Origin of the sequence: Salinisphaera sp. S4-8, assembly GCF_040361235.1 — a bacterium.
Taxonomy (GTDB): domain Bacteria; phylum Pseudomonadota; class Gammaproteobacteria; order Nevskiales; family Salinisphaeraceae; genus Salinisphaera.
The window spans coordinates 356219-367378 of record NZ_APNF01000005.1 but is presented as its reverse complement, the minus strand read 5'-3'; the positions used below and the strand labels follow the sequence as shown (position 1 = coordinate 367378).

Sequence of the window (11160 nt, the reverse complement as noted above, 5' to 3'; positions counted from 1 at the left end):
AACTGGCACCGACCCCATGCCAGCCTGAAGCACAAACCACCGATCAGCCGCCTGGGCTTATCCATGAACAATGTGGTGGGTTTACACACCTAGAGCGTATTGTCTGCGGTATCGCCGGCCAGTGCTTCGGTGTCGGGCTCCTGGATGAAATGGCCCTGCACATAGTTGATGCCGGCCTGCCAGAGACGCGCCATGCTGTTGGCGTCCTCGATCTGTTCAGCGATGAGCGGAATCTCGCGCTCGCGGGCGCTGGCAATGATATGGGCCAGGCGTTCATCCTGTTCGCGGCCCAGCATCTGGCGGGCGAAATCGGGCGCGAGCTTGATGAAGTTGGCCGGCATGCGATCGAGCACCTGCACGGCTTTAGGCGTGCTGCCATAGTGGGTCAGGGCCACACGAAAGCCGGAATCCGTTAGCGATTCCGCCAGCTGCGTGGCCGGTCGCACATGACTGCGCACGTCGTCTTCACGGAAACTGAAGATGAGCGCGCTCGGCTCGATCGGGTGCTGCTCGATCGCGCTGGCCAGCCAGGTCGCGAACGCTTCGCCGTCCTTGATAGTGGCGGGCGAGAGTTTCACGAACAGAATGATCTCGGTGGCCTTGGCTTTTTGTTGCCAGATGACATCGATCGCACGTTGCACCACCCAGCGATCGATCGCCGGCATCATGTTGGCCTGTTCGGCTGCGGGCAGGAATTCGCCCGGGCGAACCAGCGCGCCGCGATCGTCGACATAGCGCAGGAGTACGTCAAAATACGGCTGGCTGTCACCCGCAAGGCTGGTGACGCCTTGATAGGCGAGGCTGAAGCGGTCGTGATCGAGTGCTTCGCGCAGACGTTCGACCCAGGCATCGCGGCCTTCGTCGCCGGTGCTTTCGCCACTGTCGACGACGCATTTCTGACAGGCGTTACCGCCGTCCTCGCGCAGTTCGTAGACCGTATCCATCAGCCGCTGCAGGCGCGCGTCGTTCTGTGCCGAGCCGCCGGAGAGCACGCAGTAGGCCAGGCTCGAAGACAGTCGGGTGCCGTGCCGGTCATCGCCGAAGACCTCGCCGGAGATCGCGCTATGCAGACTCTGGGCGAATTCCTCGATCTCGTTGACAGAATGGCGTTCGACGATCATCACGTATTCGCCGGCGCCAAAGCGAAATACACGATCTTCACCCCGAATGGCCTGCAGCAGGTACAGGCCCACTTCCTGGAGCAGTAGATCGCTTTCCGCCAGGCCGAACTGATCCTGCAAGCCGGAAATCTCGTCGACGGCGATAAAGACCATGCCGAGCACATATTCCTTGGCCCGGCTGACCGTATGCGAAAGCACCGAATGCAGCGCCATGCGCCCGTCCAGCGCCGGGCCGCGGGCCGCCTCGCCGGTGCGGCGTTCGCTATCCACCGATTGCAGCACGACGTTGGTCCGGCGTTCGTCGCCTTTTTCGGCGACCCCGGGCGTCAGGAGTGCCCGCACGCTCTGGCGGTGATTCAGATGCGTGGTCAGGTCGAAAACCAGCGATGCATCGGATTGCTCGGTCGTCACCTGGTCGAGCGCGTTGGAAAACCGGTCGCGGTCGTGCGGGGCCACCCGATCGAGCAGATCGATGCCACGCGCGCTTTCGGTATCGTTCACACCGATCAGGCGGGCGAAAGCCGGGCTCGGATCGGCGACCCGCTGGCCCACCAGCGTCGCGCGCGCATCCTGACCGTGGCTGAGCAGCACATCGAGACGGCGCTGGGTCTGGTTGAGCCGCTGGGCGGCATCCTGGAGTTCCACGCGTACGCGCCCGATCTCGAGCGCCTGACGCAGGCGCAGTTCGAGCAGATCGGTCTCGGCGAGCGGGACCACGTCGAATGCACCGTCTTCAAGCGCATCGGCGCGCGCGAGCCCGGCGTCGCCGTCGTCGAGCACGATCACCGGGGCAAGTCCGGCCAGCCCATGCACGAGCCCGAGTTCGCGGCGCGCGCGGCTGTCTTCGCTGTGACAGTGCAGGGCGATGACCGCCACGCCGGAAATGGCGTCTTGCTCGCCCAACTGGCTCGGGTCCTCGCAGCGGATCAGATCCACCGGGTCATTGCTGTCGTCGAGCAGCGTGCGAATACGCTCGAAGACGGCGTCCTCGGCGGTGATCGCCATGACCGCCAGGGTCTTGCCGACCCCGGTGCCGGGTACAGATGCCGTTTTGTGCTGGTTCAATCCTTACCCCTTTCAGATCCTCGCGTATCGGCCGCGCTCGGGCCGGCGTCATGACCGAACACCTGCTTGGCCGCGTCGCCGGCGGTTTCCCGTGCCAGCCTGGGCACCAGATAGCCGGGCAGACGCGCGGCGACCCGGTCGACCAGATCGCGGGCACGCGCCAGATCGACCTCGAAATGCGCGCTACCGGCGACCCGGTCGAGCAGGTGCAGATAGTACGGCATCACACCGAGCGCAAAGAGTCGTTCGCTGAGTTCTATCAATGTATCGACTCGATCATTCACCTTCTTGAGCAGAACTGCCTGATTGAGCAGGGTGGCACCCGCTGCGCGCAGTTCGGCCAGCCGCGCGCCGACGGTATCGTCGAGCTCCTGCGCGTGGTTGGCATGGATGACGATCACGCACTGCTGACGGCGTTCGCGCACCCAGGCGACAAGCCCGGCATCGATGCGTTCGGGCAGAACCACGGCGGTGCGCGTATGGATGCGGATGCGCGTGACGTGATCGATGTCATCCAGCGCACGCGCCAGCGCATCGAGACGCGCATTGCTCAGCGACAGCGGATCGCCGCCGGAAAGAATGACTTCGTTGATGCTTGGATCGGCGGCGATATGCGCCAGCGCGGCTTCGCCCTGGCGCGCGCCCGCGTGCTGGTTGGCATAGTCGAAATGCCGCCGGAAGCAGTACCGGCAATGCACCGCGCACGCGCCGGTGGTTACCAGCAGCGCGCGCCCGTGGTATTTGTGTAGTACGCCGTCGCCGAGTGCGCTGGTGTGATCGCCGACCGCATCGATGCCAAAACCGGGTACGGCTTCGTTTTCCGCCGCGATCGGCAGTACCTGGCGCAATAGCGGATCGTTGATATCGCCGCGGCGCATGCGCGCAATATAGCTGCGGGGCACGCGCAGGCCGAAGCCGGTGGTGACGGCCGCCAGGGCGCTACGCTGGGACTCGCCGAGCTCGAGTAGCGCACACAGCGTATCGATATCGGTCACCGCCTCGCGCATGGCCTGCTGCCAGCCGTGACCGGTTTGCGATAGACTGGCGCGCTTTCGGGCAGGCGCGCGCAAGGTCTCGACTTGGGCGTGATGCATGGCGGCCAGTGTAGAGCGCCGCCTGCGCTGCGCCAACCGGGCGCGCCGCGGGCGCGCGGTTTTCAACCAACCAGAAACAAGCTTTTATGGCGACCTTCAATACCAACCAGTTCAAGGGCGGGCTCAAGATCATTCTCGATGGCGATCCCTGTGCCATCGTCGAGAACGAGTTCGTCAAGCCCGGCAAGGGCCAGGCTTTCAACCGCGTCAAGATCCGCAATCTCAAGACCAACCGCGTGATCGAGCGTACCTTCAAGTCGGGCGACAGCGTCGAAGCTGCCGACGTCATGGATGTGGATCTGCAGTATCTCTACCACGACGGCGAGTTCTGGCACTTCATGGAGCCGAACAGCTTCGAGCAGTATCAGGCCGGCGAAGCCGCGGTCGGCGATGCCACCAAATGGCTCAAGGCCCAGGACACCTGCAGCGTGACCCTGTGGAACGGCACGCCGTTGCAGGTCGACCCGCCCAATTTCGTGACCCTGACGGTTACCGAAACCGATCCCGGCGTACGGGGCGACACCTCGGGCGGCGGCGGCAAGCCGGCCACGCTGGAAACCGGGGCGGTGGTGCGCGTGCCGCTGTTCATCGAAGAAGGCGAAACACTCAAGATCGATACCCGCAAGGGCGAGTACGTCTCCCGCGCCAACGAAGGCTAGGCGGGCAACGCAGCTAAACCCGGGGTTGGCGATGACCGACTGGCGCCCGGGCGCGACCCGGGCCACGCTCGTGCGCCGCGCGCGCCTGCTGGCCGATATGCGCGCATTCATGGCCGAGCGCGACGTGCTGGAAGTAAGCACGCCGCTGATCGCGCGTGCCGCGCCGGCCGAACGTGGGCTCGCGGGTATGCAGGTCGAGCAGGGCGGCTATCTCGTGCCGTCGCCGGAACATGGCCTGAAACGCCTGCTTGCCGCCGGTACGGGCGCGATCTACCAGCTCGGGCCGGTGTTTCGCGCCGGCGAGGCCGGGCGTTGGCACAACCCCGAATTCTGGATGCTGGAATGGTATCGCCCGGGCGCGACCATGGCCGACATGGTGGCCGAGACCGCGGATCTGATCGAAGCGGTGGCGGGCGTGGCCTGCGGCGGCGTGCGCGAATACCGCCAGGTGTTCGCGGCCGTGACCGGGCTCGATCCGATCGATAGCCCGGTCGGCGAACTTGCCGATTGGGCGCGCCGACATCAGCTCGCGCCCGCGACGGCCGATGCCGAAGACGACCGCGCTTTCTGGCTCGATCTGATCATGAGCCTGGCCGTTCAACCCACGCTCGGGCGCGACGCGCCGGAATGTGTGGTCGATTTTCCGGCGGATGACGCGGTGCTGGTCGCCACCGACGCCACGCGGGCCGGTATCGCCCATCGCTTCGAATGGTTCTGGCAGGGCGTGGAGCTGGCCAATGGCGCGCGCGAGCTCACCGATGCCGATATCGCACGCCAACGCATGCAACGTGAACGGCGCCTGGGCGCGACCGATGAGGGGCATCCGGCCGCGCTCGACGAACGCCTGCTGGCGGCGATGGATGCCGGCTTACCCGAGTGCGCGGGTGTGGCGCTGGGCGTGGATCGGCTGCTGGCGTTGGTCTGTGGCTTCGAGGGTATTGGCGAGGCGCTAACGTTTGATTGGTCGCGCCGCTGATTGCGTTCATTCAAGCAAGCGGGTTGTGCGCACATGAACGCGAAGGCAGGCGAATAAATCGAAAAAAGGACGTGTAGGTTGGCCTGGGCCGTAAGCCAACATGCATCGACCAGCCTGGCGTGGTTCAGCGACGTGGATTGGATCGGTTCCACGGGCTTCGTTTGTTGTTGGGTTACGCTTCGCTAACCCAACCTACGTCCTGCTGGTCGAGTTGGCCGCATCATTTGCGCGCTTGGCGTTCATTTGTGGACGAGTTGCTTTTTGGGAAAGCCGCCGACCGAGCCCGCGCCAATACTCGCGTATTGTCTTGAAACGTTCTCTCAGGCGCCGCTGCCCAGACGCGCGATCGGATCGCCCAGGCGTACGGGCTGACCGTTGAACAGGGCCTCGTCCCAACCCAGCGCGCCGGGGCCGAACAGCAGGATCACGCTGGAGCCGATCGAGAAGCGGCCCATTTCCTCGCCACGGGCGTAGTAGGCGTTTTCCAGCGTGGCGTCGATGAAGCTCTCTTCGCGCGGCGCGCGCCGATGCGGCGGGCACAGCTGACCGGCCCAGCGCGTATGGATTCCGCCGACGATGAATGCGCCCACCATGACCAGTGCCATGGGCCCGACCGCGGTATCGAAGAGCGTCACCAGGCGTTCGTTACGGGCGAACAGGCGCGGGATCGCACGCACGCAGCGCGGGTTCACGCCGAACAGCCGCCCCGGCACGTAGCGCATTTCGCGTACACAGCCATCCAGCGGCATATGTACGCGGTGATAGTTGCTCGGTGCCAGATAGAAGGTGGCATAGGAGCCGCCCAGAAATGCGGCCGACCAGGCTTCGCTGCCGCCGACGAGCGTGCGCAGGTCGTAGGCCATGCCTTTGGTCTGGCAGATCATGCCGGTACGAGCCGCGCCGAAGGCGCCGAGCGTACCGTCGACCGGCGACACGATCCGTTCACGGTCCTCGGGCAGCGGGCGTTGGCCCGGCGCGAGTGCACGGGTGAAAAACGCGTTGAAGCTGGAATAGGCTGTCGGATCGGGCTGGGCGGCCTCGCGCATGTCGATATCCGGATACAGGCGCATGAAGGCATTGATCAGCGCCTGTTTGAGCCAGGGTAGGCGCGCGCGCGCCAATGCATGGGCGGCGCGCGAGATCGCACGGGTGGGCAATAGCCACAGCAAGGCGGCGAAAAGCCGGTCGCCCGTGCTTGCCGGGTTCGATGAAGCCATGATCGCGGGTCGGTGAATCGGTCAATGCGGGCAGGGTAGCGTCGCTTGCGAAGCTCTGCATAATCCCACGTGCTCACGCGAATCGCCTTCGCGTGAGCGCGGCGTGCAAACGCGCGTATCGCAGGCGCTTTGTCGGTGTCACTCGCGAGGTTTCGACGAACCGGCGCAAAGCCCCGGCCGCCAAGCGGTTCGGGCGCGAATTAGTGATGAGCGCGCAGCCAGGCGCGACTCGCGATCGGGGCCAGCGCCGCGCGCACAGGTTTTATCGCGATGTGTCGGGGCGGGCCTGGCGCCGCGCGATCGATCGCGCAGAGCGAGTCGGGCCGCGCAAAGGGCGGATGTGGTTTATCCTTGCGCGAGACGGCGCGGCGCGCCACGACAATTGCACGACGGTCGGGCCCGGCCAGCAGCCGGGTATGGCCGTTTTTAGGCTAAATACGAGCAGGTATGACGCAGCACGAAAACACTGAAATTGCCGCCACGCTCACGCGCGTACTCGACTATATCCGCTGGGGCGCATCGCGTTTTGCCGCGGCCGGTCTGGCCTTCGGCCACGGCAGCGACAATGCCATCGACGAGGCCGCGCATCTGGTACTCGATACGCTGGGCCTGGATGCGAGCCTGCCGGATGCCTATCTCGACAGCACGCTCACCTTCGAAGAGCGCGACGCAGTCATTCAGATCATCGAGCAGCGTATCGAAAGCCGTAAGCCGGCGGCCTATATCACGCAAAAGGCCTGGTTCGCGGGCCTCGAGTTTTTTGTCGACGAACGGGTGATCGTGCCGCGTTCGCCGATCGCCGAGCTTATCGAAACCGACTTCCAGCCGTGGCTGGGCCATCGCGAGCCGCTATCGATTCTGGATCTGTGTACCGGCAGCGGGGCAATTGCCATCGCCTGTGCGCTGGCGTTTCCCGAGGCACGGGTGGTGGCCACCGATGCCAGCAGCGATGCCCTGGATGTGGCCCGGATCAATAGCGACAAGCACGACATCGGCCCGCAGGTGGAATACGTACAGGCCGATCTGTTCGACGGTCTGGCCGAACAGCGCTTCGACCTGATCGTGACCAATCCGCCGTATGTCACCCAGGACGAATGGTCGGGGCTGGCGCCGGAGTATCGCCATGAGCCGGGTTTTGCCTTTCATGGCGACAGCGACGACCTGTCGCTGGTGGCACGGCTGTTATTCGACGCCCGTGACTATCTCAGCGAAGATGGACTGCTGGTGCTGGAAGTCGGTTACAGCGCGTTCGCGCTGGAACAGACTTACCCGGACCTGCCGATAACATGGATAGAACTCCAGCGCGGGGGATTGGGCGTGGGCGTTCTGGAAGCGCAGGATCTCGATGCCTGGGTGGAAGCCCAGTCCGAAGTCGCGCAATAGTTTTTCGACGAGCTGAATAGATATGGCAGGCAATACCTGGGGCGAGCGATTCACGGTCACCACCTTCGGCGAAAGCCACGGGCCGGCGATCGGCTGTGTCGTCGACGGCTGCCCGCCCGGCATCGAACTCAGCGAGGCCGATCTGCAGGGCGATCTCGACCGCCGCAAGCCGGGCACCTCGCGTTATGTGACCCAGCGCCGCGAAGACGACTGCGCACGGATTCTATCCGGCGTGTTCGAAGGCCGGACCACCGGCACGCCGATCGGGCTGCTCATCGAAAACACCGATCAGCGCTCGCGCGACTATTCCAAGATCAAGGACGTATTCCGGCCCAACCACGCCGACTACGCCTATCTGCAGAAATACGGCATTCGCGACTATCGTGGCGGCGGGCGTTCCTCGGCACGCGAAACCGCGGCCCGCGTGGCTGCCGGCGCGATCGCACGCAAGGTGCTCGCCGAGCGTTTTGGCGTGCGTATTCAGGGTTATCTCGCGGCGATGGGGCCGCTGGAACTGGCCTGCGAGGATCTCGACGCCGCCAATCGGAATCCGTTCTTCTGTGCCGAACCGGCGCGTCTCGAGGAACTGGAAAACTATATCAATGCGCTGCGCAAGGATGGCGATTCCATCGGCGCGCGTATCAACGTCGTCGCCACCGGTGTGCCGCCGGGCTGGGGCGAGCCGGTATTCGATCGCCTGGATGCCGAAATCGCCAAGGCGCTGATGAGCATCAATGCGGTCAAGGGCGTGGAGATCGGCGACGGCTTTGCCGTGGTCAATCAGCGCGGCTCCCAGCATCGCGACGAAATGTCGCCGGATGGCTTTGCCAGCAATCATTCCGGCGGTATCCAGGGCGGGATTTCCAGCGGTCAGACGATCCGCGCGAGCATGGCGCTCAAGCCCACGTCGAGCATCATCATTCCCGGCGATACCATCGATACGCAGGGCCAGGCCACGCAAATGCGCACCACCGGCCGGCACGATCCCTGCGTGGGACTGCGGGCCACGCCGATTGCCGAAGCCATGCTCGCACTGGTGTTGCTCGATCACGCGCTGCGCCATCGCGCCCAGAACGCCGACGTGAACAGCGGCCTGGCGCCGATTGCGTCAGAGCGGGCTTGATCGGTCATGTTTGTCTGGCAACGTCATGACTAAACGGCATAATACGAACGCACCAGAACTCGCTCGGGGGATTTCGTTTCCATGACCATCAGAATCAAGACCACGGCCGCCACGGCCCTTATCGTTGCCGCGCTGTCACAGGGCGTGGCCCATGCGGATATGGACGCGGCACGTGATGCGCTGTCCCGCAACGATTATGCGGGAGCGGTGAAACAGCTGGACGGCGTACTGGCCAAGACCCCGGGCAATGCCGAAGCGCGTTTTCTCAAGGGCTTGGCCCTGGCACGCAGCGGCGATACGCAGGGGGCGCTGGACGTGTTCAATGCGTTGGTTTCCGACAACCCCGAAATGGCCGAGGCCTGGAACAACCTCGGCGTGTTGCGCGCGCGCGACAACGATCTCGAAGGCGCGCAGGCGGCGCTGGAAAAGGCCGTCGAGATCAATCCCGAGCATGGCCCGGCCCAGGAAAATCTGGGTGATATCTATGTAGCGATGGCGCAGGGGGCCTATGCCCGCGCCGGCGAGCTGGAAAGCGACAACGCCATTGCGCGTGCGAAAAGTCAGCAACTGGCCGAATTCATCGGCGGCGGCATGAGCGCGGGCTCGGCTAAATCGTCCAAGCCGACACCGCCGGCGGTACCCAACGTGACCGCGCGCACGAAAGCGCCGGTGGATATCGATACCAGCACCCCGCAGTCCACGCTGCAAAGCTGGGCACAGGTCTGGTCGGCCCAGGACGTGAACGGCTATCTGTCGATGTACAGCGACGACTTCGTGCCTGACGACGGCATGAGCCGCTCGGCCTGGGCAGCGCAGCGGCGCCAGCGCGTGAGCGCACCCAAACGTATCGATGTGAGCTTGAGCGATACCCAGATCAAGCGTCGCGGCGAGCAGGCGCTGGTGACCTTTACCCAGCGCTACAAGTCGAACAGCTACCAGGATCGTGAGCGCAAGGCGCTGCTCATGCAGGAAAGCGCCGACGGCTGGCGGATTCTGCGTGAAGGTGATGCCGACGCGATCGATTTCACGGTGGCCAAGGCGCCCGCGCAAACCGAAAGCGTGGATAGTCAGGTCGTGAGCGAAGCACCGCCGGCCGATAACGCACCGGCAGCGAACGCTGCACCTTCGGAAGCACCGCCGGCCAGCAGCGCGCCCTCCGAAGCGCCGGCCAACGCCCCCGCGGCGAATGGCGCGTCGAACGCACAAGTCGCTGCGGGTTCGGCCCCGGCGCAGATGCAGGCCGAAAGCCAGGCGCAGGCGCGCAAGGCCGTGGAGCAGGCGCTCGAGGACTGGGCCGAGGCCTGGTCGTCGCAGGACGTGCGCCGTTATCTGAACGCCTATAGCGACAACTATCAGCCGCAGGGCGGCACCAGTCTGACCCAGTGGGCCAAGTCCCGCGATCAGGCGGTCAAGGGTCCGGCCTGGATTCGTATCGAAATCAGCGATATCCAGGTCAGCCTGCTGGGTGACGATCGGGCCCAGGCGAGCTTCAACCAGCACTACAAGTCCAACACCTACGAAGACCGCGAGCGTAAACGGGTCACGTTGGTACGCGAAGACGGCGGCTGGCGGATCGTGCGCGAGAGCTAGGCGCGGGCGCTCGGCTCGCGGCGCGCGTCCAGCATGGTCAGCAGGGCGCGCGCCGCATTCGACAGACTGCGGCGCGGATGACGAATTGCGCCCAGGCGGCGCTGGATCGCCACGCCGGGTAGCTCGAGTCGGGCGAGTTCGGGATGCTCCATCGAGGTGGGCAGTACCGTCCAGCCGATGCCCACGCCGGCGAGCATGCGCAGCGTTTCCAGATAATGGCTGGTCATACGCGGCGCGATATCCAGGCCTGCCGCGCCGAGTGCATCGGCGATGATTGCATAGGTATAGCTTTCCACCGGCGGCAATACCGCCGGATAGGCCGCCAGGTCCGTGGCAGCGACCGATTCAGCCGTGGCCAGCGCATGGTCGCGGCCGACGAACACGCTCATCGGATCATGCCAGATACAGTCCTCGACCAGACCGGGATGGGCCGGCGAGGGCAGGGTGATGACCGCCAGTTCGCGTTCGCCGTTGACCACGCTACGACAGGCGGCTTCCGAATCCACGAACGCGATTTCCGGGGCTACATTCGGATAGCGGGCGATATAGGCGCGCAGCACGTCGGGCATGCGATGCAACCCCACGTGATGCGATAGCGCCAGGCGCAAGGGCCCGGCGGTATCGGCATGCAGGTTGTCGAGCGCGCGCGCCCCGTCCTGGATCACTGCCAGCAGCTCCCGTGCATGGGGCAGATAGGCACGACCGGCCTCGGTGAGTGCCACGCCGCGCCCGACCCGATCAAACAGTTCGTGACCCAGGCGCGTTTCCAGTGCGGCCAGGCGTTTGCTGATGGTGGGCTGGCTCAGATGCAGTGCCTCGGCAGCGGACTGAAACGAGCCGCGGTCGCAGACGCTGACGAAAGCCTGGATCGCTTCGGTTTGCATAGGGCGTTACTTTCCGAAAGGTAATCGATTATATCCAAAAGATTCATT

At 64.7% G+C, this 11160-nt stretch carries 9 protein-coding genes; 5 read left to right on the top strand and 4 right to left on the bottom strand.

Annotated elements, in window-relative coordinates; all coding sequences use genetic code 11:
- Positions 1–89 precede the first annotated feature (89 nt).
- Both S4A8_RS10265 and epmB read right to left on the bottom strand, forming a co-directional pair.
- On the bottom strand, positions 90–2186 hold the full coding sequence (locus tag S4A8_RS10265) for an EAL domain-containing protein (RefSeq protein ID WP_353220066.1): 2097 nt from the start codon (positions 2184–2186) through the stop codon (positions 90–92).
- Positions 2183–3280, bottom strand: a complete 1098-nt coding sequence (gene epmB / locus S4A8_RS10260) for an EF-P beta-lysylation protein EpmB (RefSeq protein WP_353220065.1) — start codon at positions 3278–3280, stop codon at positions 2183–2185. The genes S4A8_RS10265 and epmB overlap by 4 nt, the downstream gene beginning before the upstream one ends.
- 86 nt (positions 3281–3366) lie before the next feature.
- On the opposite strand from epmB, the gene efp reads away from it, so the two are divergent.
- Both efp and epmA read left to right on the top strand, forming a co-directional pair.
- The gene (gene efp / locus S4A8_RS10255; RefSeq protein WP_353178505.1) at positions 3367–3939 is read left to right on the top strand and encodes an elongation factor P; all 573 of its coding nucleotides are present in this window, start codon (positions 3367–3369) and stop codon (positions 3937–3939) included.
- A gap of 31 nt (positions 3940–3970) precedes the next feature.
- Complete coding sequence (epmA, locus tag S4A8_RS10250; protein WP_353220064.1) at positions 3971–4915, top strand: EF-P lysine aminoacylase EpmA; 945 nt, start codon at positions 3971–3973, stop codon at positions 4913–4915.
- Between the two features lie 320 nt (positions 4916–5235).
- Here the strand turns inward: epmA and asd are convergent, their stop codons facing one another.
- Positions 5236–6132, bottom strand: coding sequence for an archaetidylserine decarboxylase (gene asd, locus S4A8_RS10245; protein ID WP_353178509.1), 897 nt, complete (start codon positions 6130–6132; stop codon positions 5236–5238).
- 447 nt (positions 6133–6579) lie between these two features.
- On the opposite strand from asd, the gene prmB reads away from it, so the two are divergent.
- From prmB to S4A8_RS10230, 3 genes are all read left to right on the top strand, one after another.
- Positions 6580–7515, top strand: a complete 936-nt coding sequence (gene prmB / locus S4A8_RS10240; RefSeq protein ID WP_353178511.1) for a 50S ribosomal protein L3 N(5)-glutamine methyltransferase — start codon at positions 6580–6582, stop codon at positions 7513–7515.
- Positions 7516–7537: 22 nt separating this feature from the next.
- Positions 7538–8638: a chorismate synthase gene (gene aroC / locus S4A8_RS10235; protein ID WP_353220063.1), complete on the top strand. Its 1101-nt coding sequence runs from the start codon at positions 7538–7540 to the stop codon at positions 8636–8638.
- Between the two features lie 81 nt (positions 8639–8719).
- Complete coding sequence (locus tag S4A8_RS10230) at positions 8720–10228, top strand: nuclear transport factor 2 family protein (protein WP_353220062.1); 1509 nt, start codon at positions 8720–8722, stop codon at positions 10226–10228.
- Here S4A8_RS10230 and S4A8_RS10225 read toward each other — a convergent pair.
- Entirely contained in the window at positions 10225–11112 is an 888-nt protein-coding gene (locus tag S4A8_RS10225; protein WP_353220061.1) for a LysR family transcriptional regulator, read from the bottom strand. The two genes, S4A8_RS10230 and S4A8_RS10225, sit on opposite strands and share 4 nt — an antisense overlap.
- Positions 11113–11160 lie beyond the last annotated feature (48 nt).